The sequence below is a fragment of the Acidovorax sp. Root402 genome (assembly GCF_001425125.1).
GTDB classification, from domain to species: domain Bacteria; phylum Pseudomonadota; class Gammaproteobacteria; order Burkholderiales; family Burkholderiaceae_C; genus Acidovorax; species Acidovorax delafieldii.
This window is the reverse complement of the sequence record NZ_LMDQ01000015.1, coordinates 189,635-215,715: the sequence shown is the minus strand read 5'-3', so window position 1 is coordinate 215,715 and position 26,081 is coordinate 189,635. Positions and strand designations below refer to the sequence as shown.

At 68.0% G+C, this 26,081-nt stretch carries 25 protein-coding genes; 20 read left to right on the top strand and 5 right to left on the bottom strand.

Features of this window, described 5'->3' with window-relative positions:
• Positions 1-5: 5 nt before the first annotated feature.
• The 9 genes from ASC83_RS17975 (at position 6) to ASC83_RS17935 (ending at position 7,308) form a co-directional block, all read left to right on the top strand.
• Positions 6-335 carry a DHCW motif cupin fold protein gene (locus tag ASC83_RS17975; protein ID WP_056065628.1) on the top strand — a complete coding sequence of 110 codons (330 nt, stop codon included), beginning with the start codon at positions 6-8 and terminating at the stop codon, positions 333-335.
• Positions 336-433: 98 nt separating this feature from the next.
• The gene (locus ASC83_RS17970) at positions 434-1,639 is read left to right on the top strand and encodes a PLP-dependent aminotransferase family protein (protein WP_200938977.1); all 1,206 of its coding nucleotides are present in this window, start codon (positions 434-436) and stop codon (positions 1,637-1,639) included.
• Positions 1,640-1,645: 6 nt separating this feature from the next.
• Complete coding sequence (locus tag ASC83_RS17965; RefSeq protein ID WP_056065625.1) at positions 1,646-2,275, top strand: glutathione S-transferase; 630 nt, start codon at positions 1,646-1,648, stop codon at positions 2,273-2,275.
• 12 nt (positions 2,276-2,287) lie between these two features.
• The gene (locus ASC83_RS17960) at positions 2,288-3,151 is read left to right on the top strand and encodes a PhzF family phenazine biosynthesis protein (RefSeq protein ID WP_056065622.1); all 864 of its coding nucleotides are present in this window, start codon (positions 2,288-2,290) and stop codon (positions 3,149-3,151) included.
• 169 nt (positions 3,152-3,320) lie between these two features.
• The gene (locus tag ASC83_RS17955) at positions 3,321-4,196 is read left to right on the top strand and encodes a PhzF family phenazine biosynthesis protein (RefSeq protein ID WP_056065843.1); all 876 of its coding nucleotides are present in this window, start codon (positions 3,321-3,323) and stop codon (positions 4,194-4,196) included.
• Positions 4,193-4,912: a VOC family protein gene (locus ASC83_RS17950; RefSeq protein ID WP_056065619.1), complete on the top strand. Its 720-nt coding sequence runs from the start codon at positions 4,193-4,195 to the stop codon at positions 4,910-4,912. Before ASC83_RS17955 ends, ASC83_RS17950 begins: the two co-directional genes overlap by 4 nt.
• A gap of 6 nt (positions 4,913-4,918) precedes the next feature.
• A complete protein-coding gene (locus tag ASC83_RS17945; protein ID WP_056065617.1) occupies positions 4,919-5,560 on the top strand; it encodes a LysE family translocator in 642 nt (213 codons plus the stop codon).
• On the top strand, positions 5,557-6,540 hold the full coding sequence (locus tag ASC83_RS17940) for a threonine dehydratase (protein ID WP_056065615.1): 984 nt from the start codon (positions 5,557-5,559) through the stop codon (positions 6,538-6,540). The genes ASC83_RS17945 and ASC83_RS17940 overlap by 4 nt, the downstream gene beginning before the upstream one ends.
• 96 nt (positions 6,541-6,636) lie before the next feature.
• Entirely contained in the window at positions 6,637-7,308 is a 672-nt protein-coding gene (locus ASC83_RS17935) for a histidine phosphatase family protein (RefSeq protein ID WP_056065613.1), read from the top strand.
• A gap of 88 nt (positions 7,309-7,396) precedes the next feature.
• On the opposite strand, the gene ASC83_RS17930 is transcribed toward ASC83_RS17935, so the two are convergent.
• Positions 7,397-8,248, bottom strand: a complete 852-nt coding sequence (locus tag ASC83_RS17930; RefSeq protein ID WP_056065609.1) for a creatininase family protein — start codon at positions 8,246-8,248, stop codon at positions 7,397-7,399.
• Positions 8,249-8,312: 64 nt separating this feature from the next.
• On the opposite strand from ASC83_RS17930, the gene ASC83_RS17925 reads away from it, so the two are divergent.
• From ASC83_RS17925 to ASC83_RS17900, 6 genes are all read left to right on the top strand, one after another.
• Positions 8,313-9,065 (top strand): alanyl-tRNA editing protein, encoded by a 753-nt coding sequence (locus tag ASC83_RS17925; protein WP_056065606.1) that lies wholly within the window; start codon positions 8,313-8,315, stop codon positions 9,063-9,065.
• 293 nt (positions 9,066-9,358) lie between these two features.
• Complete coding sequence (locus ASC83_RS17920) at positions 9,359-13,195, top strand: DUF748 domain-containing protein (RefSeq protein WP_056065604.1); 3,837 nt, start codon at positions 9,359-9,361, stop codon at positions 13,193-13,195.
• Between the two features lie 115 nt (positions 13,196-13,310).
• Entirely contained in the window at positions 13,311-15,563 is a 2,253-nt protein-coding gene (locus ASC83_RS17915) for a protein-disulfide reductase DsbD (RefSeq protein ID WP_056065600.1), read from the top strand.
• A 46-nt stretch (positions 15,564-15,609) separates the two neighbouring features.
• Positions 15,610-16,224: a thioredoxin family protein gene (locus tag ASC83_RS17910; protein ID WP_056065597.1), complete on the top strand. Its 615-nt coding sequence runs from the start codon at positions 15,610-15,612 to the stop codon at positions 16,222-16,224.
• Positions 16,225-16,276: 52 nt separating this feature from the next.
• Positions 16,277-16,792, top strand: a complete 516-nt coding sequence (locus tag ASC83_RS17905) for a CoA-binding protein (protein ID WP_056065594.1) — start codon at positions 16,277-16,279, stop codon at positions 16,790-16,792.
• A gap of 104 nt (positions 16,793-16,896) precedes the next feature.
• Positions 16,897-18,219 carry an O-acetylhomoserine aminocarboxypropyltransferase/cysteine synthase family protein gene (locus ASC83_RS17900; protein WP_056065591.1) on the top strand — a complete coding sequence of 441 codons (1,323 nt, stop codon included), beginning with the start codon at positions 16,897-16,899 and terminating at the stop codon, positions 18,217-18,219.
• A gap of 12 nt (positions 18,220-18,231) precedes the next feature.
• Here the strand turns inward: ASC83_RS17900 and ASC83_RS17895 are convergent, their stop codons facing one another.
• Positions 18,232-19,041, bottom strand: coding sequence for an IclR family transcriptional regulator (locus ASC83_RS17895; RefSeq protein ID WP_056065589.1), 810 nt, complete (start codon positions 19,039-19,041; stop codon positions 18,232-18,234).
• 142 nt (positions 19,042-19,183) lie between these two features.
• On the opposite strand from ASC83_RS17895, the gene ASC83_RS17890 reads away from it, so the two are divergent.
• The 4 genes from ASC83_RS17890 (at position 19,184) to ASC83_RS17875 (ending at position 23,167) form a co-directional block, all read left to right on the top strand.
• On the top strand, positions 19,184-20,143 hold the full coding sequence (locus ASC83_RS17890) for an MBL fold metallo-hydrolase (protein ID WP_056065585.1): 960 nt from the start codon (positions 19,184-19,186) through the stop codon (positions 20,141-20,143).
• Positions 20,144-20,169: 26 nt separating this feature from the next.
• A complete protein-coding gene (locus tag ASC83_RS17885; protein ID WP_056065581.1) occupies positions 20,170-21,822 on the top strand; it encodes an FAD-dependent oxidoreductase in 1,653 nt (550 codons plus the stop codon).
• Positions 21,823-21,848: 26 nt separating this feature from the next.
• Positions 21,849-22,106 (top strand): DUF2783 domain-containing protein, encoded by a 258-nt coding sequence (locus ASC83_RS17880; protein WP_015015947.1) that lies wholly within the window; start codon positions 21,849-21,851, stop codon positions 22,104-22,106.
• A 92-nt stretch (positions 22,107-22,198) separates the two neighbouring features.
• On the top strand, positions 22,199-23,167 hold the full coding sequence (locus ASC83_RS17875; RefSeq protein ID WP_056065840.1) for a tripartite tricarboxylate transporter substrate binding protein: 969 nt from the start codon (positions 22,199-22,201) through the stop codon (positions 23,165-23,167).
• A gap of 64 nt (positions 23,168-23,231) precedes the next feature.
• On the opposite strand, the gene ASC83_RS17870 is transcribed toward ASC83_RS17875, so the two are convergent.
• Genes ASC83_RS17870 through ASC83_RS17865 form a run of 3 tightly spaced genes read right to left on the bottom strand, consistent with a single transcriptional unit; the run spans position 23,232 to position 24,949 of the window.
• Complete coding sequence (locus ASC83_RS17870; protein WP_235509410.1) at positions 23,232-23,780, bottom strand: DUF2062 domain-containing protein; 549 nt, start codon at positions 23,778-23,780, stop codon at positions 23,232-23,234.
• Positions 23,780-23,938, bottom strand: coding sequence for a hypothetical protein (locus tag ASC83_RS24180; protein ID WP_200938976.1), 159 nt, complete (start codon positions 23,936-23,938; stop codon positions 23,780-23,782). The genes ASC83_RS17870 and ASC83_RS24180 overlap by 1 nt, the downstream gene beginning before the upstream one ends.
• Before the next feature lie 27 nt (positions 23,939-23,965).
• Positions 23,966-24,949: a TerC family protein gene (locus ASC83_RS17865; protein ID WP_056065578.1), complete on the bottom strand. Its 984-nt coding sequence runs from the start codon at positions 24,947-24,949 to the stop codon at positions 23,966-23,968.
• A gap of 160 nt (positions 24,950-25,109) precedes the next feature.
• On the opposite strand from ASC83_RS17865, the gene ASC83_RS17860 reads away from it, so the two are divergent.
• Positions 25,110-26,012 (top strand): LysR family transcriptional regulator, encoded by a 903-nt coding sequence (locus ASC83_RS17860; RefSeq protein WP_056065575.1) that lies wholly within the window; start codon positions 25,110-25,112, stop codon positions 26,010-26,012.
• The last annotated feature ends 69 nt before the right edge of the window (positions 26,013-26,081 follow it).

Genomic DNA, 26,081 nt, shown 5'->3' with positions numbered 1-26,081 from the left:
AAACCATGCATTTGCAGAACATTCCCTTTGCCACCACCGACTGGGCCAGCATTCCGCGCGAAGAAAAAAGCGCCGCAGCGGGCCAGGCCTTCTGGCGCACCCAGACATTTGGCGAGGCGCGCGTGCGCATGGTGGAGTACACGCCAGGCTACGTGTCCGACCACTGGTGCACCAAGGGCCATGTGCTCTTGTGCCTGAGCGGCGAGCTGCACACCGAGCTGGCTGACGGCCGCCAGTACACCTTGACACCCGGCATGAGTTACCAGGTGGCGGACAATGCAGAACCCCATCGGTCCACCTCCCCGCAGGGCGCCACCCTGTTCATCGTGGACTGAGAAGGTGTGAACGCACCCGCCAGGGCTGCTGCACATCCATTTTTTGACGACAACTTTGCAACCGTAGCGGCCCAGGCGGCCACCCGCAGGAGACGAGAGTGAAACTGAACGACCTTCCCACCAACAGCACGTGGACCCTGGCACGCCGTGCCGAGCGCATGAACCCCTCGGTCATCCGCGAAATCCTGAAGGTCACCGAAAAGCCCGGCATCATCAGCCTGGCGGGCGGCCTGCCATCGCCCAAGACCTTCCCGGTCTCCGCGTTTGCCGCCGCTTCTGCCGCCGTGCTAGCCAACGACGGCCCCGGCGCCCTGCAGTACGCCGCCAGCGAAGGCTATGGCCCGCTGCGCCAGGCGATTGCCGACTTCCTGCCCTGGGACGTGGACGCCGACCAGATCCTCATCACCACCGGCTCGCAGCAGGCGCTGGACCTGATCGCCAAGATCCTCATTGACACCGACAGCCGCGTGCTGGTGGAAACGCCCACCTACCTGGGCGCGCTGCAAGCCTTCACCCCCATGGAGCCCAACGTGGTGTCGGTTGCCAGCGACGACCAGGGCGTGCTGATCGACGACCTGCGTGCCAAGGTGGGCACGGGCGCGAACAAGGCGCGTTTCCTGTACGTGCTGCCCAACTTCCAGAACCCCACGGGCCGCACCATGAGCGACGCGCGCCGCGCCGAGCTGGTGGCCGCCGCCGCCGAGCTGAACCTACCCCTGGTGGAAGACAACCCCTACGGCGACCTGTGGTTCGACGCACCGCCGCCGGCCCCGCTCACGGCCCGCAACCCCGACGGCTGCATCTACATGGGCTCATTCTCCAAGGTGCTGGCCCCTGGCCTGCGCCTGGGCTACATCGTGGCGCCCAAGGCCGTGTACCCCAAGCTGCTGCAGGCCAAGCAGGCGGCCGACCTGCACACCCCCGGCTATAACCAGCGACTGGTGGCCGAAGTGATGAAGGACGGCTTCCTGGACCGCCACGTGCCCACCATCCGCGCGCTCTACAAGCAGCAGTGCGAGGCCATGCTGGCCGCACTCGACAAGGAAATGCAGGGCCTGGGCGTGCACTGGAACCGCCCCGACGGCGGCATGTTCCTGTGGGTGCGCCTGCCGGAAGGCATGAGCGCCATCGAGCTGCTGCCCAAGGCCGTGGAGCGCAATGTGGCCTTTGTGCCCGGTGCAGCCTTCTACGCCGACAACGCCGACCACCGCACCCTGCGGCTGTCGTTCGTGACCTCCACCGTCGAGCAGATCGCCACCGGCATCGCGGCGCTGGCGGCAGCCATCCGCGAGAGCAAGGGCTGATTCACCATGCTGAGGCTCTGGGGTCGCCTGTCGTCCATCAACGTGCGCAAGGTCGTGTGGGCCGTGCAGGAGCTGGGCCTGCCCTCAGTGCAGCGCACCGACGCGGGCGGCCAGTACGGCATCGTGCGCGAGGCGCGCTACCTGGGCCTCAACCCCAATGGCCTGGTGCCGCTGATTGAGGACGAGGACACGGGCGTGGTGCTGTGGGAGTCCAACGCCATCGTGCGCTACCTGTGCGCCCGGCATTCGCTGGGCAACCTGTGCCCCGAAGACCTTCCCTCGCGTTTTGTGGCCGAGCAGTGGATGGACTGGCAGCAGACCACGCTGAACCCGGCCGGGCGCGACGCCTTCATCCAGTGGATCCGCACGCCTGCGGCCCAGCGCAACGATGCGCTGATCGCCGCGTCGGTGGCGGCCACGGAGCCCCTGCTGGCCCTGCTGGATGCCCACCTGGCCCGCCAGCCCTTCATGGCGGGTGAGCGGTTCACGATGGCCGACATCCCGGTGGGTTGCGAGATCCACCGCTGGTGGGGCTTGCCGCAAGAACGCGCCGCACGTCCCCACCTGGAGCGGTGGTACAACACGGTCAGCACCCGCCCCGGCGCCCGCGGGGTACTGGACCAACCCCTTTCCTGACCGCGCCTCACCATGCACCAGCGCCCCTTCAAGCAGATCGACGTCTTCAGCGACCGCCCCGGCTACGGCAACCCTGTGGCCGTGGTGCTGGATGCCGACGGCCTGAGCGACAGCGACATGCGCCGCTTTGCGGCCTGGACCAACCTGTCGGAAACCACCTTTCTGATGCCGCCCACCGACGCCGGGCGCGCCGCCGGAGCCGACTACCGCCTGCGCATCTTCAGCCCCAATGGCGAGCTGCCTTTTGCGGGCCACCCCACGCTGGGCACCTGCCACGCCTGGCTGCAGGCAGGCCACCGCCCGCAGCAGGACGGCATGGTGATCCAGGAATGCGCGCTGGGCCTGGTCCGCATCGCACTGAGCGGCGACACCCTGGCGTTTGCCGCCCCTCCGCTCAAGCGCAGCGCCCCCAGCCCTGCGCTGGTGCCACTGATTGCGAGCGCCCTGGGCCTGCGCCCGCAGCAGATTCTGGGTGCGCAGATGCTGGACAACGGCCCCGTGTGGCTGGGCCTGCTGCTCGACAGCGCTGACACGGTGCTGGGCTTGCACCCCGACCACGCCCGCCTGAAAGACCTGGGCCAGGACGTGGGCGTGATCCATGTGGGCCCTGCCGCCAGCAACACCGCCCAGCCCGGCGTGGTGGTGCGCGCCTTTGCCGCCCCCATGGGCAACCCCGAAGACCCGGTGACGGGCACCCTCAACGCGAGCCTGGCCGAATGGCTGATTGCCGATGGCCTGGCCCCCCGCAGCTACCTGGTGGCCCAGGGCGAGTGCCTGGGCCGCGCGGGCCGGGTGCACATCCGCCAGGACGATGACCACCAGCTGTGGGTGGGCGGCCGAGCCGTCACCTGCATCGAAGGCACGGTGCTGCTATGAACCCGCGCCGCCCTGCCCCACGCCCCAGCGGCTGATTTCCCCCTCGGCCTCGCCAGGGCGCCGAGCTACAACCACCTGCTTGCACACCGGGCCACACCCCGGTGAGCCCCCGGCGTGCCCGGCCCACCCCGCTTCACTGCCCGTTTGATTGACCAAGGACCTGACCACCATGCACCAACGCCCGTTCCAGCAAGTCGATGTATTCACCGCCACGCCCTACCGTGGCAACCCTCTGGCCGTGGTGCTGGACGGCTCCGGCCTCAGCACCGAAGCCATGCAGGACTTCACCAACTGGACCAACCTGTCCGAAGCCACCTTCCTGCTGCCCCCCACCCCGGAAGGCCGCGCCGCCGGTGCCGACTACCGCGTGCGTATCTTCTGCCCCGGGCGCGAACTGCCTTTTGCAGGCCACCCCACGCTGGGCAGCTGCCACGCTTGGCTCCAAGCCGGCGGACGGCCCCAGGTCGCGGGCCAGGTGGTGCAGGAATGTGGCGTGGGCCTGGTCACGCTGCGCCAGGATGGCGAGCGCCTGGCCTTCGCCGCGCCGACCCTCATCCAAAGCGGCCCGCTGGCCGAAGACGACGTGGCGCTGATTGCCCGGGGCCTGGGCGTGGCGCGCAGCGACATCCTGCACCACGCCTGGTGCGACAACGGCCCCAACTGGCGCGGCGTGATGCTGCGCAGCAGCGAGCAGGTGCTGGCGCTGAAGCCCGACGCCAGCATCCTGGGCCAGCTGGACGTGGGCGTCGTGGGCCCGCGTGGCAAAGTCGGTGTCATTGGCAGCACCGACGCCGAAGGCATCGCCTTTGAAGTGCGCGCCTTCTTCCCCGGCAACAACGGCCTGGCCGAAGACCCCGTGACCGGCAGCCTCAACGCAGCGCTGGCGCAATGGCTCATCGGCGCCGGGCTGGCCCCCGCCCAATATGTGGCCGCCCAGGGCACCTGCCTGGGGCGCGCCGGGCGGGTGTACGTGCAACAGGACGGCGACACCATCTGGGTCGGCGGCAGCTCGGTCACCTGCATGGCCGGTGAGGTGCTGCTGTGACCGCCACCTCCACCCAGCAACCCGCCTGCGTGGACCACCTGGTCGTGCTGGCGGCCGACCTGGCCAGTGGTGTGGCCTGGTGCGAACGCACGCTGGGCATCACTCCCACGGCGGGCGGCGAACACCCGCTGATGGGCACGCACAACCGCATCTTCAACGTCGCAAGCCCCACGCATCCGCGCGCTTACCTGGAGATCATTGCTATCAACCCAGGAGCATCCAAGGCAATATCCACTAGCGCAAGGCGCTGGTTTGACATGGATGACGCCAATTTGCAGGGCCAGGTGGCGCAACACGGCCCCCAGCTCATCCACTGGGTGGCCAGCGTGCCCGACGTGGCGGCCGCGTGCACCGCGCTGTCAGCGCTGGACATGGATCGCGGCGCCGTCATCACCGCCAGCCGCCCCACGCCCCATGGCGTGCTGCAATGGCAGATCACCGTGCGGGACGACGGCCTGCGCCTGATGGACGGCTGCCTGCCCACGCTCATCCAGTGGGCCGCGGCGCACCCCTGCGACAGCCTGCCCGCCAGCGGCGTGCAGCTGGAGCAGCTTGCACTGCAGCACCCGCAAGCCGCCACATTGCAGGCCGCGTGCACCGCCGTGGGTGTCGCCGCCTCCGTCCTCGTCACGCCGGGCACCGCGCCGCGCCTCTCTGCCCAGCTCCGCACGCCACGGGGCCCCGTCACCCTCACCTCAGTCACCCCTCAGGAGTAAACCGCCATGCTGTTTTCGTTGCAGGAATTGCTGCTCTTCGCGCTCGCCGCGCTCGTGCTGGTGCTCACGCCGGGCCCCAACATGGTGTACTGCGTCTCGCGCAGCCTCACCCAGGGGCCACGCGCCGGGCTCATCTCGCTGACCGGTGTGGTGCTGGGTTTTGTCGTGCACCTGCTGGCGGCGGCGCTGGGCCTCACCGCGCTGCTGGCGGCCGTGCCGCTGGCGTTTGACGCCATCCGCTACGCCGGCGCCGCCTACCTGCTGTGGATGGCCTGGCAGGCCGTCAAACCCGGTGGCGCCGCGCCGTTTGAAGCGCGCAACCTGCCGCACGACAGCCCGCGCACACTGTTCCTCATGGGCTTCATGACCAACCTCTTGAACCCCAAGGTGGCCATGTTCTACCTGTCGTTCTTCCCCCAGTTTCTGCACCCCGAGCGCGGCCAATTGCTGCAACAAAGCCTGACGCTGGGCGCGGTGCAGATCAGCACCAGCGCTGCCGTCAACGCCCTGCTGGTGCTGGGCGCCGCCCGCGTGGCGCTGTTCCTCAACCGCAATGCTGCATGGATGCGCGCCCAGCGCTACTTCATGGGCACCGTGCTCGGTCTGCTCGCCCTGCGCCTCCTCACCGAAAAGAAAGCCGCCGCATGAACACCCGCCTCGACCCCACCGCCCTGCTGCCCACCCTGGCCGACATCGAAGCCGCTGCCGAGGTGGTGTACCGCGACTTCGCCGCCACGCCCCAGTACCGCTGGGGCCTGCTCAGCCAGCGCCTGGGCACCGACTGCTGGCTCAAACACGAGAACCACACGCCCGTGGGCGCGTTCAAGATCCGGGGTGGTCTCACCTACTTTGACCAGCTCGCCCAGCGCGGCGCGCTGCCCCAAGAGGTCATCAGCGCCACACGCGGCAACCACGGCCAGAGCATGGGCTGGGCCGCGCGCCGCCACGGCGTGGCCTGCACCATCGTCGTGCCGCGTGGCAACTCGGTGGAGAAGAACGCCGCCATGCGCGCGCTGGGCGTCACGCTCATCGAACATGGCGACGACTTTCAGGAAGCGCGCGAACACGCCATCCAGCTCGCGGCCCAGCGCGGGGCCCACATGGTGCCCAGCTTCCACCCCGACCTGCTGCGGGGCGTGAGCACCTACTGGTGGGAATTTTTGCGCGCCGTGCCGCAGCTCGATGTGGTGTACGTGCCCATCGGCCAGGGCTCGGGCGCGTGCTCGGCCATCGCCGCCAAGCTGGCGCTGCAGCACCCGGTGCGCGTGGTCGGCGTGGTCAGCAGCCACGCCACCACCTATGCCGATTCGCTGGCCGCAGGCCGCGTGGTGGAGGCACCGGTGACCACCCAGCTGGCCGACGGCATGGCCTGCCGCGTGGCCGATGCCGAGGCCCTGGCCGTGATGGCGCCACACATCGACCACATCGTGCAGGTGAGCGACGCCGAGGTGGCCGCCGCCATGCATGCCCTGTTCACCGACACCCACAACGTGGCCGAAGGTGCAGGTGCGGCGGCGCTGGCAGCGGCGCTGCAGGAGCGCGACCGCCTGAAGGGTTTGAACGTGGGGTTGGCGTTGACGGGCGGCAACGTGGATGCGCCCATGTTCGGCAGCGTTCTGGCGGGCTGAAGACCTTGCAGCTTCAACCGAAAAAGCTACACATTTAATAGCATCGGTCGCTTTTGCGACAAACGCCTGCGGCGGGTTCTGATCACAATCCGCCGCATGGGAACCCTCTACCTTGTGCGCCACGGCCAGGCCTCGTTTGGCGCGGAAGATTACGACCAGCTCAGTGCTCTGGGCCGCCAGCAGGCAGTGCGCCTGGGCGAACACTGGCGCGCACGCGGCATGCGCTTTGACGCCGTCATCACCGGCACGCTGCGCCGCCACACGCAAACGCTGGAAGGCATTGCCGAGGGCCTGCAGACCACCCCCGAGGTGCTGCAGTTGCCAGGCCTCAATGAATACGACAGCCATGCGCTGATCGCCGCCATCCACCCCCAGCCCCTGGGCCCGGCCGACACGCCAGAGCGCTACCGCGCGCACTTTCGCATCCTGTGCGACGCGCTGGCGCAGTGGATGGCAGGTGTCATCAGCCCCCAGGGCATGCCCAGCTGGAACGAGTTTTCGGCCGGGGTGCGCAGCGCGCTGGACCATGTGCGCCACCACCATGCGGGCCAGAACGTGCTGCTGGTGAGCAGCGGCGGCCCCATCTCGACCGCCGTGGGCGAGGTGCTGGGCACGGCGCCCGAGGTGACCATTGCGCTGAACATGCGCATCCGCAACAGCGCGGTGACGGAGTTCTCCATCTCGCCCAAGCGGTTGATGTTGCAGACCTTCAACACGCTGCCGCACCTGAACGAGCTGGAGCACGCGCAGTGGGTGACGCACGCCTGAGCACCGATATCTCGGTTTTCTGATCCTTTCAGGCTGCTTGCGCTAGTGGATCATGCGCCGGAAGCTATTAAAAATATAGCAATCCGGTTCAGCGCAAGTGGGGACCATCCGCCAGGGTAGACAGCGGCAGCGCCTGCAGCTCCTGCAGCAGCGCCACCAGTTGTTGCGCTGCAGCGTCCACCACCGCTTGTCCCTTGTTGGCCGTGGCTGCGGCCGCGTTACCCACGGCACCCGCCGGGTGGTAGTCCTGCATCTGCCAGCCCAGCTTGGCGCTTTTGCCGTTGCCCAGGATGGCGTAGCGCTCCGACCGGTCCTGCGAGGTGGAGCGGAAGTTTTGCGCCTGTGCCATCTGCACGGTGGCGGGCGCGAGGTGCAGCATCATCGATGTCTCTATGTCGCCCGCATGGATGCCAAAGCGGTGCTCCTGGGCACTGAACTGGCCCGCCACCGCATCGGGCAGCGGCAGGCTGAACCAGCTGGCGCTGTAGACGATGAGGTCGCAGCGCGTGCGCAGCTCGCGCGCCACGATGTCCATCACGCTCACCTGTCCGCCATGGCCGTTGAACAGCAGCAGCTTCCTGATGCCTGCGCGGGCCACACATTCGCCGATCTCGGTCCACAGCGCAATCACCGTGGCGGGCGACAGCGTGAGCGTGCCGGGAAAGCGGATGTGCTCCGGGCTCAGGCCCACGTTCTGCGGCGGCAGGAACAGCACGGGCAACTCGGCGGGCAGCTGCGGCAGCGCGGCATCGATCACACCCTGCAGCAGCGTCGCATCGACCGACAGGGGCAGGTGTGGCCCATGCTGCTCGACAGCCGCCACGGGCAGCACGGCCACCACCTGTTCAGCCTGCCCGCTGGCCTTTAGCGCCGCGAAATCACGGGTGGACAAGTCGGCCCAGAAGCGGGAGGGCAAGGGAGTCAAGGCGGCAGAAGTCATGCGTGCATGGTAGCGGCGCTGCCGGCCTCTGGGAAACGGCCACTGGCGCCGCTAACATGCCACCATGACCCAAGACCTCTTCCGCCAAGACGCCTACCTGCGCGAATGCAGCGCCCACATCACCGCTGTCACCGATGCCGGCATCGTGCTGGACCAGACCGTGTTCTACCCCCTGGGCGGCGGCCAGGCCGGTGACAGCGGTGTGCTGGTGCTGGCAGACGGCACACAGATCACCATTGCCGACACCCGCAAGGGCAAGGACGCCGACGGCAACCCCACCAGCGACATCGTGCACATCCCCGCCCCCGGGCAGGAAGACCGCGTGGCGCAGCTCACGCCCGGCACCACCGTCACGGCCCGCATCGACTGGGAGCGCCGCCACCGCATGATGCGGCTGCACACCACCAGCCACCTGCTGTGCCATGTGGTGCCGCAGCTGGTCAACGGCTGCTCCATCACACCCGACTACGCGCGGCTGGACTTTGCGATGACCGACCCGCTGGACAAGGAGCAGCTCACCGCCGCCATCGCCACCCTGGTGGCTGCCGCGCACCCACTCACCGTGGCCTCGATCAGCGATGAAGAACTGGACGCAAACCCCGCGCTGGTCAAAAGCATGAGCGTGCAGCCCCCACGCGGCACCGGGCGCATCCGCACCATCCGCATCGGCGGCGAAGACAACGCGCCACCGATCGACCTGCAGCCCTGTGGCGGCACGCATGTGGCCAACACGTCGGAGATCGGCGCCATCGTGGTGACCAAGATTGAAAAGAAAAGCGCCACCACCCGCCGGGTGGTGCTGGGCTTCGCCCAGTGAGCGCAGCGAAGATCGCTTTTCTTTGGGGTGCACTCACTTGTGCGCAGCGCAAGTGAGTGCGCACCGAAAGACACGGTCCTGAGCCACCACCCGCAGGGTGGTGCTGGGCTTTGCCCAGTGAGCGCAGCGCAGAGCGCAGCACCCCACTGTCAACAATCTTGAACCACCCACCCCCACCTGTTGCAATGGCTTACCTCGGCTGACGCACTGCAGGGACAATAGCGGCTCGCGCGCGACCCCCTCTGGTTTTTCGCCAGCCCCCGGGGCCGCAGCGCCCACCCTAGCCTGCCGCCATGCCGATCTCCCTGCGCTCCGTCTCTTTTGCCTCTTTGCGCCAGCACCGCTGGTTCCGCCCCGCCGTCCGCGCGCTGGCGGGTTTGATCGCCCTGTGGCTGGTCACCTGGCTCGCCATTCCGCCACTGGTCAAGGGCCCGCTGGAGCGCATCGCGTCCGAGCAACTGGGGCGCACCGTGACGGTGGGCGGCATCGACTTTGAGCCCTGGAGCCTGGAATTCGCGCTGCGTGACGTGACCGTGGCAGGCGCCAACGGTGCGCCCCCACAGCTGACCATTGGCCGCATCTATGCCGATGGCGAGCTGCAATCCCTGCTGCGCTTGGCGCCCGTGGTGGATGCCTTCACCATCGAAACCCCGGTCCTGCGCATCACCCACCTGGGCGACGGCCGCTACGACGTGGACGACATCATTGCCAAGGTCACCGCGCCCAAGAGCGAGCCCGAGCCAGACACCGGCCCCGCGCGCCTGGCGCTGTACAACCTGGCGCTCACCGGCGGCAGCATCGACTTCATCGACAACACCGTCAGCGAGACCCACGAGGTGCGTGCGCTGGCGCTGAAAGTGCCGTTCATCAGCACCCTGCCCTCGCAGCGCGAGGTGAAGGTGGAGCCCCACCTGGCGTTCACACTGGACGGCAGCCGGTTTGACTCCTCCGCCGAGGGCACGCCGTTTGCACAGACCGGCAAAGCCGACGCGCAGATCCGGCTGGATGGACTGAACCTCGCACCCTACCTGGGCTACCTGCCGGCCAACCTGCCCGTCAAGGTGTTGGGTGCCACGCTGGATGCGGATGTGAAGGTGGCCTTTGAACAGCACCCGCGCATGGCCGTGAAGCTGACCGGCACCGTGCAGGCCAGCGGTGTGCGCATGGCCGACCGCCAGGGCGCCGACCTGCTGAGCTACGAGCGCCTGAAGATCGACATGGCCGATGTGCGCCCGCTGGACCAGGTGGTGCGCCTGCAGCATGTGGAGCTGACGGCGCCCGTAGTGACTGCCACCCGCGACACCAGCGGTCAGATCAACCTGGCGCAACTGGCAACGCCCACCCCGCCAGCGCAGCCTTCCACGCCCGCCAAGGGCAAGCTCGCCACACCTGCGGCATCCGCCTCAGTTGACACTGCCGCTTCGCCACCGGCCAGCGCAGCATCCGCCCCAGCGTTCCCCGCCTCCACAGGCAAAGCCAAGGCCAAGACAGCCGCCCCCGCCTGGGCGGTGGAAGTCGCCACCGTCGCCGTGCGTGGGGGCACCCTGCGCTGGGCCGACGCCACCACGCGCCCCGCTGCCGCCCTGCAGGCCACCGACATCACGCTGGATGCGGCCGATGTCGCCCTGCCCTTTGCCAAGGACAACGCCAAGCCCTTCAGCTTCAAAGGCGGGCTCAACCTTCAAGGCAGCACGCTCAGCTTCACCGGCGAAGCCACGGACCAGAAGGCCCAGGTCAATGCCACCCTGAACGCCCTGGCCCTGCAATTGGCCGCGCCCTACCTGGCCCAGACGCTGGAGCCCACGGTGACCGGCCAGCTCAGCGGCGATGTGGGTGTGGCCTGGCAAGCGCCCACGCCACAGGCCGCGCAGGCGGGCGCCACCGGCGTCACCCTCAAGGCAGGCCCCCTGGCGCTGGAGCAACTGGCCGTCAAGCAGGGCAAGACCACCTTGGCCAGCCTGGGCAAGCTGGAGGTTACAGGCGCCGAGGTGCCCCTGGATGCGCGCACTGCCACGCTGGAGCGCCTGGCCATCAGCCAGCCGCAACTGGCGGTGGAACGGGGCGCCGACGGGCGCTGGATGTTCGAGCGCTGGCTGAAGGCAGCGCCAGGCAGCACCACGGCCCCGGCGGCAACGGCTGACGCAGCACCCGCCAGCACCAGCACACCCTGGAAGCTGCGCGTGGCCGATTTCTCGCTGCAGGGCGGCACCGTCTCGCTGGCCGACAACGCCCAGCCGCGCCCCGTGGCGCTGGACGTGACGGCCCTGGGCATCACCGCCCGCAACCTGGCCAGCGACGGCAGCAAGCCCGAAGCCTTCATGCTCACCGCCCGCGCCGCCGCACCGGGCAAGGGCAGCAAGGCCGCGCAGGGCAAGCTCGACTACCAGGGCACGCTGGCCCTGCAGCCGCTGACCACCCAGGGCAAGCTCGACGCCACCCGCCTGCCGCTGCACGCACTGGACGGCTACCTGGCCAGCCAGCTGTCGGTAGAACTGCTGCGCGCCGACGTGGGCTACCGGGGCCAGGTGGCCCTGGCGCAGACCGACAAAGGAGTCAGCCTGCGTCTGAGCGGTGATGCCGTGGTGGAAGACCTGCAGGCCAACAGCACCGCCGCCTTCACCCCCAAGACCGAGGCCCAGGTGGGTGAGGAATTGCTGGCCTGGAAAAGCCTGAACCTGCGCGGCCTGGCCGTGGCCACCGCCCCCGGCACCGCGCCGCGCGTGGAGGTCAAGGAGACCAGCCTGGTGGACTTCTTTGCCCGGGTCACCATCAACGAGGCCGGCCGCATCAACCTGAGCGACATTGCCAAGACCCCGGCCGAAGCACGGGCGGCCAATGCGGCCAGCGCCGCAGCCAGCACGGCCGCCCCCACGGCATCAGCCCCCGCCTCAACCGCCTCGGCAACGCCCACCGCCCCTGCCCCTGCGGCGGTGGCCCAGGCCGACCCGCTGGCCCCTGTGGTGGTCTTTGGCCCCGTGAGCCTGGTCAACGGCAAGGTGCTGTTCTCGGACTTTTTCATCAAGCCCAACTACTCGGCCGACCTGTCGGAGCTGACCGGCAAGCTCAGCGCGTTTTCGTCTGAAGCCTCGGGCGGCGAGCCCGTGCTGGCCGACCTGGAACTGCGCGGCCGCGCCGAGGGCTCGGCATCGCTCGAAGTCACCGGCAAGCTCAACCCGCTGGCCAAACCGCTGGCCCTCGACATCGTGGGCAAGGTGCGCGACCTGGAGCTCCCCCCGCTCACGCCCTATTCCGTCAAATACGCGGGCCACGGCATCGAGCGCGGCAAGCTCAGCGTGGATGTGAACTACAAGGTGCTGCCCAACGGCCAGCTCACCGCCAGCAACCGGCTGGTGCTCAACCAGCTGACCTTTGGCGAGCCCGTGGAGGGCGCGCCCAACAGCCTGCCCGTGAAGCTGGCCGTGGCCCTGCTGGCCGACCGCCAGGGCGTGATCGACCTGGACCTGCCCATCAGCGGCTCGCTCAACGACCCGCAGTTCCGCATCGGCCCCGTGATCTTCAAGATCATCGTCAACCTCATCGGCAAGGCGCTGACCTCGCCCTTCAGCCTGCTGGCCAGCGCGTTTGGCGGTGGCGACGAGATGAGCAACGTGCCCTTTGCCCCGGGTAGCGCCACGCTCCCGCCCGAGGCCGAGCAAAACCTGGGCAAGGTGGTCAAGGCCCTGACCGACCGCCCCGCGCTCAAGATCACCGTGACCGGCATGGCCAGCCTGCAGGACGAGCGCGAAGGCCTGCAGCGCGAAAGCCTGCAACAACGGGTGCTGGCCGAAAAACGCCGCGCCAACCCGGCGGACACCGCCCCCGTGTCGGCCGCCGAATACCCCGCCCTGCTCAAGGAGGTGTACCGCCGCGCCGACATGCCCAAGCCGCGCAACCTGGTCGGCCTGGCCAAGGACCTCAGCGTGCCCGAGATGGAAGCCCTGCTGCTGGCCAACCAGCCCGCCACCGAGGCCATGGCCGCCGACCTGGCCGCGCAGCGCGGACAGGCGATCCGCGCGTACCTGGTGTCGCAAAAGCTGCCGGTGGAGCGGCTGTTTGTCGCGGCACCCAAAGCGGGCAAACAGGCAGAAAAGTGGACACCGCGTGCGGAATTGAGCCTGGCGACACAATAAGCTGCTGGCTGGCGAGCGGTTCTGGGCGAATCTCCCGCCAGCCAGTCCCATCGCCCCGCAGGCTGAGCGCAGGGCGCCGGAACCAATCCCGCCCCGCCCGCTCCCACACTGCACCATGCCTTCACGCCTGTTCCACCGCCTTGCAGCCACTCTCTTTTTTATAGCTGCCAGCGCTTTATGGACTAGCGCTAGCACCCAATTGGGCACCAAAACCAGCGGACAGGGCACCAGCGTGGTCACCACGCCCTATGTGCGTGCCGAGCTGCTGGCCCATGCGCCGCAGGGCGTGGCGCCCGGCCAGCCACTGTGGCTGGGCCTCTCGATCACCCACCAGCCCGAGTGGCACACCTACTGGAAGAACCCTGGCGACTCCGGCCTGCCCACCGACCTGGCCTGGACGCTGCCCGCCGGCCTGGATGCGGGCGAGATTGCCTGGCCCCTGCCCAAGAAGATCCCCATCGGCACGCTGGCCAACTATGGCTATGAAGGCACGGTGCTGCTGCCCGTGCCCGTCACCGTGGCCAGCACCTATGCCCCCGGCCCGCTGGCCAAGGATGCCACCATCAAGCTGCGCGCCTCGTGGCTGGTGTGCCGCAAGGAGTGCATTCCCGAAGAAGGTGAATTCACGCTGCAGCTGCCCATCCAGAGCACCACGGCACTGAGCGGTGCTGCCTTTGAGGCGGCCGCCAAGGCCCATCCCCGCGCCGTGGTGGCAGGCACCAGCGGCATCGTGCCAGACAGCCAGGTGCAGATCGCGGACGGCAACCTGCTGAACGTCAGCGTGCAGGGCCTGCCCGTGGCGCTGCGCGGCAAGACGCTGGACCTGTTCCCCGAAACCGCCGAGGTCATCGACAACGCGGCGAGCTGGAAGCAGAGCTGGAACGGCAGCGTCTGGACCGCACAGATTCCCCTATCGGCCCAGCGCAGCGCCAGCCCCAGCCTGATGCCCGTGGTGCTGGCCGAGCAGGCGGCCCCGGGCCACGGCACCGGCCCCGACACCCGCACCGGCTACCGCGCCGAACTGAAGGTGCTGGGCACCTGGCCGCAGGGCGCATCGGTGGCCAGCGTGTCGCCCGCCCTGGAAGCCGCGCTCAAAGCCAATGCAGCGCAGGCTGGCGGCGCAGCAACGCCTGCCGCAGCCTCCGGCGCCTCGTCCCTCACCCTCACGGCCGCGCTGCTGGGCGCCTTGCTCGGGGGCCTCATCCTCAACCTCATGCCCTGCGTGTTCCCGGTGCTGGCGATCAAGGTGGTGGGCTTCACACAGCATGCGCAAGACCGGCGCGCGCACCGCATCAGCGGCATCGCCTACACAGCGGGCGTGGTGCTGTCGTTCATCGCCCTGGGCGCGCTCATGCTGGGCCTGCGCGCGGCGGGCGAGGCGGTGGGCTGGGGCTTTCAGCTGCAGTCGCCCGCCGTGGTGGCATCGCTGGCGGCGCTGTTCACGCTGATCGCGCTGAACCTGGCGGGCGTGTTCGAGTTCGGGCATTTCCTGCCGTCCTCGGTGGCCAGCCTGCAGGCACGCCACCCGGTGGCCGACAGTTTTCTCACCGGCGTGCTGGCCGTGGCCGTGGCCTCGCCGTGCACGGCGCCGTTCATGGGCGCATCCCTGGGCCTGACCGCCACGCTGCCCGCACCGCAGGCGCTGGCCGTGTTTGCAGCACTGGGCCTGGGGCTGGCGCTGCCGTACCTGGCGGCCAGCTTTGTGCCCGCCGTGGCGCGCGCCCTGCCCCGCCCCGGCGCTTGGATGGACATCTTCCGCAAGCTGATGGCCTTCCCCATGCTGGCCACCGTGGTCTGGCTGGTGTGGGTGCTGGGCCAGCAAAGCGGCATCGACGGCGCGGGTGCGCTGCTGATTCTGCTGGTGGGCCTGTCGCTGGTGGTGTGGGCCCTGTCGCTGGCCGGGCGGGCGCGGGTGTGGATGGCCACGGTGTCCATCGCGGCCATGGCCTTGCTGGTCTGGGCCTTTGCGCCGCACGTCACCAACATGCCTGCCGCGCAGGCGGCCACGTCGTCCCCGCAAGTCTCCACCACCGGCTGGCAACCCTGGGCACCCGGCGCGGCCGAGCAGATCGTGGCCAGTGGCCGCCCCGTGTTTGTGGACTTCACCGCCGCCTGGTGCGTGACCTGCCAGTACAACAAGAAGACCACGCTGGCGGATGCCAAGGTGATCGCCGACCTGCAAACCAAGAACGTGGCCCTGCTGCGCGCCGACTGGACGCGACGCGACCCTGCCATCACCGCCGCCCTGGCGTCGCTGGGCCGCAGCGGCGTGCCGGTGTACGTGTTCTACCGCCCTGGCAAGCCGCCGGTGGTGCTGACCGAGGTGCTCAGCGTGGACGAGGTGCGCGCCACCATCGCCCAGCTGTAGCCCTCCCTGCTTTCGACCACCCGCCAACCCTTCAGGAGACTCCGCCATGAAGCTGCTTCGCCGTACGTTGATTGCCACCGCCGCCCTGGTTGCCCTGGGCGCACAGGCCGCCGCCACCGTGGGCCAGCCCGCGCCCGACTTCACGCTCAAGGACACCAACGGAAAAACCGTGCGCCTGTCGGACTTCAAGGGCAAACACGTGGTGCTGGAGTGGACCAACCCCGGCTGCCCCTTCGTGCGCAAACACTACGACAGCGGCAACATGCCCGCCACACAGAAAGACGCCACCAGCCAAGGCGTGGTGTGGCTGTCCATCAACTCCACCGAAAAAGCCAGCAGCGACTACCTGGAGCCCGCCCGGCTGATGGCCTGGAAGCAGGAGCGCAAGGCCGCCCCCACCGCCGTGCTGATGGACGAGGAAGGCACCGTGGGCAAGAGCTACGGCGCCCGCACCACGCCGCACCTGTACATCGTCAACCCGCAGGGCCAATTGATCTACGCGGGCGGCATCGACAGCATCCCCTCGGCCCGCCCGGCCGACATCGAAAAGGCCACCAACTATGTGAAGGTGGGGCTGGCGGAGGCGCTGGCGGGCAAGCCGATCTCGGCGGCGACGACGGCGCCGTATGGGTGCAGCATCAAGTACAAGTCGCCGGCCTGACCGGCTGCGGTGACGCTGGTCCACGGTCCCGGGGCATGCGTACACTGTTTGCATGCTCCACACCCCCGACACCATCAGCACCCTGCGCCACCTGCTCACCGCCTGCCGCACCATTGCGGTGGTGGGCCTTTCGCCGCAGTGGCACCGCCCCAGCTACTTTGCCGCCAAGTACATGCAGGCGCATGGCTACCGCATCGTGCCGGTCAACCCGCTGGTGGCGCGTGAGGGCGGGCAGATTTTGGGCGAGACGGCGTACGCCAGCGTGACCGAGGCGGCCGCAGCGCTGGCAGCGCAAGGCCAGAAGATCGACATGGTGGACTGCTTTCGCAAGAGCGAGGACATCCCGCCACTGGCCGACGAAGCCGTCGCCATCGGCGCACAGTGCCTGTGGCTGCAGCTGGGCGTGTTCAACGAGGCCGCCGGCCTGCGCGCCGAGGCGGCGGGCCTGCAAGTCATTCAAAACCGCTGCGTGAAGATCGAACACGCGCGTCTGTTTGGCGGCCTGGGCTGGATGGGCGTGAACACGCGCGTGATCAGCGCCAAGCGCTTGCGGCAGCTGCCTTACTAGCAAATTGATAGCTGCCAGCGCATATTGCACTAGCGCTTGCGGCCGATTTCTTCCAAATTCCTTCACCCAACCCCCTGCGCAGCACTGCAGGCTGCGCCACCGCCATGACCGAGCCCACATCCAACGGTGCCGACCGCCACTTCGGCTTTGGCACCCGCGCCATCCACGCCGGGGCCCAGCCCGACCCCGTGACCGGCGCGCGCGCCACACCCATCCACCAGACGACCAGCTTTGTGTTCGACAACGCCGAACACGCGAGCAGCCTGTTCAACCTGCAGACCTTTGGCAACGTCTACAGCCGCATCAGCAACCCCACGGTGGCGGTGTTGGAGGAGCGCATCGCCAGCCTCGAAAACGGCCGCGCAGCGCTCGCCTGCGCCAGCGGCATGGCCGCGCAGATGGCGGCGCTGCTGGCCATCCTCAAAACCGGGGACCACATCGTGGCAGCCAGCACGCTCTACGGCGGCACCGTGGGGCAGCTGGGCGTGGGCTTTTCGCGTCTGGGTATTGAGACCACATTCGTGGACCCGGCCGACCCCGAGAACTTTGCGCGCGCGGTGCGGCCCAACACCCGTGCGTTCTATGGCGAGACCATCGGCAACCCGCTGGTCAACGTGCTCGACATCGCCGCCGTGGCCGAGGTGGCGCATGCGCATGGCGTGCCGCTCATCATCGACAACACGGTGGCCAGCCCCTACCTGTGCAACCCGTTGGCACTGGGCGCCGACATCGTGGTGCACAGCGCCACCAAGTACATCGGCGGCCACGGCACGACCATGGGTGGTGTGGTGGTGGAAGGCGGCAAGTTCCCGTGGGACAACGGCAAATTCCCCGAGATGGTGGAGCCCAGCCGTGCGTACCACGGCGTGAAGTTCTACGAGACCTTTGGCGACTTCGGCTACACGATGAAGGCGCGCATGGAGGTCAACCGCACCTTTGGCGGCGTGCTCTCGCCCATGAACGCATGGCAGCTGCTGCAGGGCGCCGAAACCCTGCACCTGCGCATGCGCGAGCACTGCAGCAATGCGCTCGCCGTGGCGAAGTTTCTGCAGAGCCATCCGCAAGTGGCGTGGGTCAACTACCCGGGTCTGGCGGATTCGCCGTACTACGACCTGGCGCAAAAGCAGTTCCGCGCGGTGGATGGCGCGCCGGGCGCCTCGGGCATCCTCACGTTTGGTGTGAAGGGCGGCGCGGCGGCGGGCGAGAAGTTTATCGACGCATGTGAATTCTTAAGCCACCTCGCCAACATCGGCGACGCGAAGACGCTGGTGATCCACCCTGCGTCGACCACCCACCGCCAGCTGAACGAAGAGGAACTGGCCCGCGCGGGCGTGAGCGCGGACATGGTGCGGCTGTCGGTGGGGATTGAAGACCTGGACGACATCCTGTGGGACGTGGACCAGGCGCTGGGGCGCGCAGCGGGCTGATCGCCCTGCGGACTACACGGGGCTGACCGGCGCACCCAGGCGCTGCGACAAGCTCCGCGCCGCCTCGCGCAGATGCTGCGCCGCCGGGCTGGCCGGCCCGGTCTGCAGCGTGGCGCTGGGGCCGATCACGGCGATGCACAGCACCAGCTGCCCAAACCCATCAAACACCGGCGTGGCCAGCGCGCTGATGCCGGGCAGGAGCTGGTCCGTCACCTCGCTGATCTGGTGCTGGCGCACAGCCTCCAGTTCGGCCGCAAAGGCGGGCTCGTCCAAAGCGCCCGCAAACCCTTCGGCCGCTAGCGCAGCCGCAGCGCGCTCGCGCGGGCCGAAGGCCGCAAACACCTTGCCCGTGGCCGTGTGCCGCACCGAGGCCGTGGTGCCGTGGCGCATGGCCACATACACGGCTGTGGGGCCCTCTTCCACACGAATGATGGTGGGGCCGTTGTCACCCCAGACCGAGGCCGACACGGTGTAGCCGATGCGCTGGGCCAGCGCGGGCAGCTCGGCAATGGCCAGGCGCACCGGGTCCACCTGCTGCAGGCTGATCAGGCCCAGCTGCATGGCCAAGGGGCCCAGGCCGTAGTGGCCGCTCACGGCGTCCTGCTCGATCAGGCCCAGCTTGCCAAAGCTCACCAGGTAGGGGTGGGCCTTGGCGGCCGTCATGTCCGCCGCGCGGGCCAGGTCCTTGAGCGCCATGCGCCGGCCGGTGCGCGCCAGCACCTTCAGCAGCTGGCCGCCCACCTCCACGCTCTGGATGCCGCGCGGGCTGCGGGGCGTGTCTTCGTCGTCGGCGGGGGGCAGGTCGGGGGTCGTCATGGGCATGGGGCGATTGTCCACGCAGCACAGCATCCACACGCCCTTCGGGTTTACACCTAAACAAATGCGTTAGACATTAACGAATTTCTTGCCTAACATCAACGCATTCCGTTTAGATAAACGCATTCACCATTAACAAATCACCACCATGAGCACCGTCAAAACCTTTGCCTCTGCCGCCGACCTCGAAGTGAAGAAGGTGAGCTTCGACAAGCTCTCCGACCACGCCTATGCCTACACGGCCGAGGGCGACCCCAACACCGGCATCATCATTGGCGACGACGCGGTGATGGTGATCGACACCCAGGCCACGCCCGTGATGGCGCAGGACGTGATCCGCCGCATCCGCGAGGTGACGGACAAGCCCATCCAATACGTGCTGCTCTCCCACTACCACGCGGTGCGCGTGCTGGGGGCCAGCGCCTACGGCGCCGAGCACATCATTGCCAGCGAGGACACGCGCGACCTGATCGTGGAGCGCGGCCAGTTCGACAAGGACAGCGAGATCGGCCGCTTTCCGCGCCTGTTCCAGAACGTGGAGAGCGTGCCGGACGGCCTGACCTGGCCGACCATGACCTTCAACAGGAAGATGACCCTGTGGCTGGGCAAGCTGGAGGTGCAGATCCTGCAACTGGGCCGGGGCCACACCAAGGGCGACACGGTGGCCTGGTTGCCGCAGGAAAAGATCCTGTTTAGCGGCGACCTGGTGGAGTTCGACGCCACGCCGTATGCGGGCGACGCGTATTTCCGGGACTGGCCGCAGACGCTGGACAACATTGCGGCGCTGAAGCCCGAGAAGCTGGTGCCCGGCCGGGGCGCCGCGCTGCAGACGCCCGAGCAGGTGCAGGCGGGCCTGGCGGGCACGCGCGCCTTCATCAGCGACCTGTACGAGAGCGTGAAGGCCAGTGCGGCCAAGGGCGAAGACCTGCGCAAGGTGTACGAGGCCACGTTTGCCCAACTGCAGCCCAAGTACGGCCACTGGGTCATCTTCAACCACTGCATGCCGTTTGACGTGACCCGGGCGTACGACGAGGCCACGCAATACCCCGACCCACGCATCTGGACCGCCGAGCGCGACATTCAAATGTGGAAAGCCCTGGAAGGCTGAACCGCCGAGGCTGGAGGAGACAAAAAATGAACCCCAGAGACATTCCCCGCGAGGCTTTTCACGCCAGTGGCGCCGAGGTGCAGGCCATCGACTTCGGCTACGTGCGCTCGCCCGACCAGGACCGCGCCACGCCCGCACAGCACCCCATCGTGGTCATCGGCGCGGGCCCTGTGGGCCTGTCGCTCGCCATCGACCTGGCCCAGCGCGGCCAGCGTGTGGTGGTGCTGGACAACGACCACAAGCTCTCCATCGGCTCGCGCGCCATCTGCTTTGCCAAGCGCACGCTGGAGATCTGGGACCGCCTGGGCGTGGGCCAGCGCATGGCGGACAAGGGCGTGTCGTGGAACCTGGGCAAGGTGTTCCTCAAAGACGAACAGCTGTACGAATTCAATCTGCTGCCCGAAGAAGGCCACGAGCGCCCCGCCTTCATCAACCTGCAGCAGTACTACGCCGAGGCCTATCTGGTGGAGCGTGCGCTGCAGCTGACGGGCATCGACATCCGCTGGCACAACAAGGTCACTGCGGTGGAGAGCAGCGCGGACGGCGCGCTGCTGAGCATCGACACGCCCGAGGGCGCCTACCAGATGGATGCGCAATGGCTGGTGGCTTGCGACGGCGCACGCTCGCCCACGCGGCAGATGCTGGGACTGGAGAGCAAGGGGCGCATTTTTCAGGACCGCTTCCTGATCGCCGACGTGAAGCTGGCGGATGAGGCGAACTTCCCCACCGAGCGCTGGTTCTGGTTCGACCCACCCTTTCATCCCAACCAGAGCGTGCTGCTGCACCGCCAGCCCGACAACGTCTGGCGCATCGACTTCCAGCTGGGCTGGGACGCGGACCCCGAAGAAGAAAAGAAGCCCGAGAACATCATCCCGCGCGTGAAGGCGTTGCTGGGTGCGGATGCACAGTTTGAGCTGGACTGGGCCAGCGTCTACACCTTTGCCTGCCTGCGCATGGACCAGTTCGTGCACGGCCGCGTCGTCTTCGCGGGCGACAGCGCCCACGGCGTTTCGCCCTTTGGTGCACGGGGCGCCAACAGCGGCGTGCAGGACGCAGAGAACCTGGCCTGGAAGCTCGATTGGGTGCTCCAGGGCCGCGCCAGCCCCGCGCTGGTGAGCACCTATGGCCCCGAGCGCGAATACGCAGCCGATGAGAACCTGTGCAACTCCACCCGCGCCACCGACTTCATCACGCCCAAGAGCGAGGTGAGCCGCCTGTTCCGCGACGCGGCACTGCACCTGGCGCGCGAGCATGCGTTTGCAAGGCGCATCGTCAACAGCGGCCGCCTGTCGGTGCCCGCCACGCTGCACCAGTCGCCCCTGAACACGCCGGATACCGATCACTTCGCAGGCACCCAGGTGCCCGGTGCCGTGCTGCTGGACGCGCCCTTAACGAAGCAGGGCCAACCCACCTGGCTGCTTCGGGAGCTGGGGCCGGATTTCACGCTGCTGGTGTTTGGCCCGGCCCCGGCATGGGCCCATGACCTGCCCGGCGTGAAGGTGCTGCAGATCGGCATCGACGTGATCGACCACCAGGCGCTGGCCGCCCAGCGGCTGGATGCGCTGCCGCGCACCGTGTACCTCGTGCGGCCCGACCAGCATGTGTGCGCACGCTGGCGCACGCCTACCGAAGTGGCTGTGCGCAGCGCACTGGCCCGTGCCACGGCCGCAGCCGTCTGACCAGGAAGACGACAAGGAACATGCCCATGCTGAACACCCAACCGAACCTGCAGGCCTGCGACGACTTCTATGAAGCGCTGATTGCCGCGCACCAGGGCCTGTCCACGCCCGAGAGCCACGCCATGAACGCACGCCTGGTGCTGCTGCTGGCCAACCACATCGGCGACCAGGCCACGCTGCAGCACGCGCTGCAACTGGCGCGCGGCAGTGCCGTGCCCACGGCCGACCGGCGCACCACCCCGGCCATCACGCCCGTGGTGCCCACCCACGCGGTGGCAGCCTAGCCCGCACCTTTTCACCTGGCACTTCAGCACCGCGCAGACGGCGCGGGGTCCGACCCGCCTTGAACTTTGACCACCACGGAGACAACACCACCATGCAGCGCAAACATTTCCTCGCCACCCTTGCGGGCCTGGCACTGGCCACCACACTGCCCCTGGCCCACGCCCAGGATTCCAAGCCACTCGAATGGGTGGTGGGCTACGCGGCGGGCGGCGGCTCGGACATCGTGGCGCGCACCATTGCCGAATCCATGTCGGCCACGCTGGGCCGCCCCATCATCATCAACAACAAGCCCGGCGCGGGCACCAACATCGCCGCAGAGTACGCCGCGCGCAACAAGGACTACGGCAACCTGATGTTCTCGGCCGACTTCGCCACGCTGGCGGCCAACCCGTTCCTGTTCAGCAAGCTGGCCTACAACGCCGAAAAGGACTTCCAGCCCGTGGGCCTGCTGGTGCGCTTCCCGATGTTCCTGGTGGTGTCCAACAGCGTGCCGGCCAAGAACCTCAAGGAGTTCATGGCCTGGGCCAAGGGCCAGGCCGATGGCGTGAACTGGGCGTCGGCGGGGCCGGGCAGCCCGCACCACCTCGTGGGCGAGCTGTTCCGCGAGCAGAGCGGTCTCAAGCTCACGCATGTGCCCTATCGCGGCGCAGCCCCGGCCATCCAGGACGTGATCGGCGGCCAGGTGCCTGCGATGTGGATCGACAGCGCCACGGTATACCCGTTCCTCGCGGGCAACAAGGTGCGCGCTATTGGTGTGGCCAGCCCGCAGCGGGTGACCACCATGCCCGATGTGCCCACGATTTCCGAACAAGGTCTGCAGGGGTTTGAGGGCTTTGCATGGCAGGGCCTGGTGGTACCCACGGGCGCACCGGCCGATGTGGTGGCCAGCTTCAGCAAGGCGCTGCAGACCGCCCTGGCCGACACGCGCACCAAGGCGCGCCTGCAGGCCCTGGGTGTGGAGCCCATGCCCGGCACCGCTGCCCAGATGGGCAGCTTTGCGCGCACCGAGCGGGAGAAGTGGGGGCGAGTCATCACCAAGGTGGGCGTAAAACTCGACTAACCCCCCAAGCGGCTGCGCCCCATCCCCCTGCGGGGGAGCCCACGTTGCGGGCCGAATACGGGGCTCAGCGGCTGCGCGCCAGCCTCCGCTTGCGGTGCAAGGCGGGTGCGAGCCACAGCAGCTGCACCGTCACATAGCCCAGCACCGCCAGCAGCAGGCCCAGCGTGGGCAGGCCGATCAGCAGTGGCGTGCCCAGCGCCTGCATCCAGGTGCCCAGGGCCTGCACCGTGAACTCACCCCCAGGCGCCACGCTGCTCCAGGCGGGCAGCGTCTGCGCGCCGGGCATCACCAGCGCCCCGAGGTAGAAGGCCATCACATACAGCGGCACGGTGGTGAGCGGGTTGGTATAGAAGGTGGCCACGCCCCCAGCCACCACGTTGCCGCGCAGCCAGGCGCACACCAGCAGCGTGCCCGGGATCTGCAGCGGCCCGGGGATCAGGCCGCAGAACATGCCCGCCGCCACCCCGCGCGCCAGCGGCTGGCGCTGAAAGCGGAACAGCGCGCGCTGCTCCAGCCAGGGCTGGAACTGCGCGAGCCAGCTGCGGTCCAGCAGTTGCCGGGCCCGGGGTTCCAGGGCCCGCAGCCAGCGGCGCAGGCGACACAGCGGCTGCATCATGCGACGAAGGCTACTGCGGTGCCGGCGCCCCACAAGGCGGTGAGGCCCACCAGCAGGTTCACGTCGCGCGGCTCGTTCTCGGCGCGGTAGGCCATCGCAGTGGCTCCCACCAGGCCCAACAGCATGCACAGCATCACCGATTCGATCAGATCCATGACTCAAGTCTCCCGGTTTGGCAGCGATCAGGCCTTGGGGGGCAGTGCGGGTGGGGCGCCCTTGGCCGCCTCGCCCGAATTGCGCAGCGACAGGAAGATCGACCCGGCGATCAGCGTGGCCGTGACCAGCAAGGCATAGCCAATCGGAATCTTCACAAAGTCGATGAGCAACATCTTGCCGCCGATGAAGACCAGGACCAGCGCCAGGCCGTAGGCCAGCAGGTGGAAACGGTCGGCCAGGTCTGCCAGCAGGAAGTACAGCGCACGCAGACCCAGGATGGCAAAGATGTTGGCCGTGAGCACGATGAACGGGTCGCTGGTGATCGCGAAGATCGCCGGGATGCTGTCCACCGCAAAGATGATGTCGGTCGTGCCGATCAGGATCAGCACCACGAACAGCGGGGTGTAGTGCTTGACGCCGTTGATCAGGGTCGAGAGCTTTTCGCCATCGAACTGGTCGGTGATGCGGATGCGCTTTTTCAGGAACCTGAGCACCGGGTTGGTGGCGATGTCAGGCTCCTGCCCGGCGGCAAACCACATCTTCACGCCCGTGACGACCAGGAACGCACCGAACACATACAACAGCCAGTGGAAGGTGGCCAGCAGCCAGGCGCCTGCCAGGATGAGCAGCGTGCGCAGCACGATGGCGCCGATGATGCCGATGATGAGCGCGCGCTTTTGGTATTGCGGCGGCACGGCAAAGTAACTGAACAGCATCAGGAAGACGAAGATGTTGTCCACCGACAGGCTCTTCTCCACCAGGTAGCCGGTGATGAACTGCATGGACACCGTGTTGGCGATCTCGCGACCCTGGCTGCTATCCAGGTACCACCACAGGATGGCCACGAACACAAAGGCGAGCGAGAACCACAACAGGCTCCAGCGCGCGGCCTCGCCCATGGTGACCTTGTGCGCGCCCTGGCGCTCCATGACCAGCAGGTCCACGCCTATGGCGATGACCACGAAGACGGCAAATCCCGCCCACATCCACCACGTTCCGATTGTTTCCATCGAGTTTCTCCAAAGATGCCCTCACACGCCCAGGCACGCCGGACGCCCAAGCCCCGGACTGTAGGGGCTGGGGTACTTCTTTAAAACCTGTGATCACAGTAGTATTGGTTCGGTTTTTACGAACCAAAGACTTTTTTAACGGCCCCACCGCAAAGAGATCATGAGCCAGAGCTTCAACTACCGCCATCTTTTCTACTTCTGGGTGGTGGCCAAGGAGGGCGGCATCGCCCGCGCCGCCGAGCGGCTGGACATGGCCGTGCAGACCATCAGCGCCCAGGTGCGCGAGCTGGAAAAGTCGCTGGGCGTGAGCCTGCTGCGCACCGAGGGCCGCAACCTGGTGCTGACCGACGCAGGCGTGGCCGCGCTGCATGAGGCCGACCACATTTTTGCGCTGGGCGAATTGCTGCCCGTGCGCGTGCGCGAGGCCGCCAGCGGCCAGACGTTGCGGCTGAACCTGGGCATCTCCGACGGCATTGCCAAGCTGGCCGTGCACCGGCTGCTGACGCCCGTGCTGGACGAGCCGCACCTGCGCCTGCTGTGCCATGAGGGCGAGTTCCAGCCCCTGTTGGGCGAGCTGGCGCTGCACAAGCTCGATGCCGTGCTGGCCGACCGCGCCGCGCCGCCCAACCCCGCCCTGCGCACCACCAGCCAGCTGCTGGGCACGAGCGCCATTGCCTGGTATGCGCCCCCGCTGTGGGCCGAGGCGGCGGCCAACAACTTCCCGCACAGCCTGGCCGTGGTGCCCGTGCTGCTGCCCACCGACCACGCCGCGATGCGCGCCCGCATCGACCACTGGCTGGAGCGCGAGCGCATCCGCCCGCGCATTGCCGGGGAGTTTGAAGACAGCGCCCTCTTGAGCACCTTTGCCGCCACCGGCATGGGCGTGATGCCCGCGCCGGTCTCGCTGGGCGAGCACCTGGCCCAGACCCACGGGCTGGTGCAGGTGGGTACCGCACCCGACGTGCAGGAGCAGTTCCACCTGATCTACAGCGCCCGCAAGGTGATGCACCCGCTGCTCACGCGGCTGCTGGAGGCAGGCCAGGGCGGAATGCTATTGAATTAATAGCTACCAGCACATACCGATCTGGCGCTTGGGGCCCAAAAGACGCAAAAAGATGGCGCAATGCCCTCG

Bases quoted from the DNA above. Each gene is read 5' to 3' on its own strand.
- ASC83_RS17975 (WP_056065628.1), top strand. From the start codon at position 6: ATGCATTTGCAGAACATTCCCTTTGCCACCACCGACTGGGCCAGCATT.
- ASC83_RS17965 (WP_056065625.1), top strand. From the start codon at position 1,646: ATGCTGAGGCTCTGGGGTCGCCTGTCGTCCATCAACGTGCGCAAGGTC.
- ASC83_RS17960 (WP_056065622.1), top strand. From the start codon at position 2,288: ATGCACCAGCGCCCCTTCAAGCAGATCGACGTCTTCAGCGACCGCCCC.
- ASC83_RS17955 (WP_056065843.1), top strand. From the start codon at position 3,321: ATGCACCAACGCCCGTTCCAGCAAGTCGATGTATTCACCGCCACGCCC.
- ASC83_RS17945 (WP_056065617.1), top strand. From the start codon at position 4,919: ATGCTGTTTTCGTTGCAGGAATTGCTGCTCTTCGCGCTCGCCGCGCTC.
- ASC83_RS17940 (WP_056065615.1), top strand. From the start codon at position 5,557: ATGAACACCCGCCTCGACCCCACCGCCCTGCTGCCCACCCTGGCCGAC.
- ASC83_RS17935 (WP_056065613.1), top strand. From the start codon at position 6,637: ATGGGAACCCTCTACCTTGTGCGCCACGGCCAGGCCTCGTTTGGCGCG.
- ASC83_RS17930 (WP_056065609.1), bottom strand. From the start codon at position 8,248: ATGACTTCTGCCGCCTTGACTCCCTTGCCCTCCCGCTTCTGGGCCGAC.
- ASC83_RS17925 (WP_056065606.1), top strand. From the start codon at position 8,313: ATGACCCAAGACCTCTTCCGCCAAGACGCCTACCTGCGCGAATGCAGC.
- ASC83_RS17920 (WP_056065604.1), top strand. From the start codon at position 9,359: ATGCCGATCTCCCTGCGCTCCGTCTCTTTTGCCTCTTTGCGCCAGCAC.
- ASC83_RS17915 (WP_056065600.1), top strand. From the start codon at position 13,311: ATGCCTTCACGCCTGTTCCACCGCCTTGCAGCCACTCTCTTTTTTATA.
- ASC83_RS17910 (WP_056065597.1), top strand. From the start codon at position 15,610: ATGAAGCTGCTTCGCCGTACGTTGATTGCCACCGCCGCCCTGGTTGCC.
- ASC83_RS17905 (WP_056065594.1), top strand. From the start codon at position 16,277: ATGCTCCACACCCCCGACACCATCAGCACCCTGCGCCACCTGCTCACC.
- ASC83_RS17900 (WP_056065591.1), top strand. From the start codon at position 16,897: ATGACCGAGCCCACATCCAACGGTGCCGACCGCCACTTCGGCTTTGGC.
- ASC83_RS17895 (WP_056065589.1), bottom strand. From the start codon at position 19,041: ATGCCCATGACGACCCCCGACCTGCCCCCCGCCGACGACGAAGACACG.
- ASC83_RS17890 (WP_056065585.1), top strand. From the start codon at position 19,184: ATGAGCACCGTCAAAACCTTTGCCTCTGCCGCCGACCTCGAAGTGAAG.
- ASC83_RS17885 (WP_056065581.1), top strand. From the start codon at position 20,170: ATGAACCCCAGAGACATTCCCCGCGAGGCTTTTCACGCCAGTGGCGCC.
- ASC83_RS17880 (WP_015015947.1), top strand. From the start codon at position 21,849: ATGCTGAACACCCAACCGAACCTGCAGGCCTGCGACGACTTCTATGAA.
- ASC83_RS17875 (WP_056065840.1), top strand. From the start codon at position 22,199: ATGCAGCGCAAACATTTCCTCGCCACCCTTGCGGGCCTGGCACTGGCC.
- ASC83_RS17870 (WP_235509410.1), bottom strand. From the start codon at position 23,780: ATGCAGCCGCTGTGTCGCCTGCGCCGCTGGCTGCGGGCCCTGGAACCC.
- ASC83_RS24180 (WP_200938976.1), bottom strand. From the start codon at position 23,938: ATGGATCTGATCGAATCGGTGATGCTGTGCATGCTGTTGGGCCTGGTG.
- ASC83_RS17865 (WP_056065578.1), bottom strand. From the start codon at position 24,949: ATGGAAACAATCGGAACGTGGTGGATGTGGGCGGGATTTGCCGTCTTC.
- ASC83_RS17860 (WP_056065575.1), top strand. From the start codon at position 25,110: ATGAGCCAGAGCTTCAACTACCGCCATCTTTTCTACTTCTGGGTGGTG.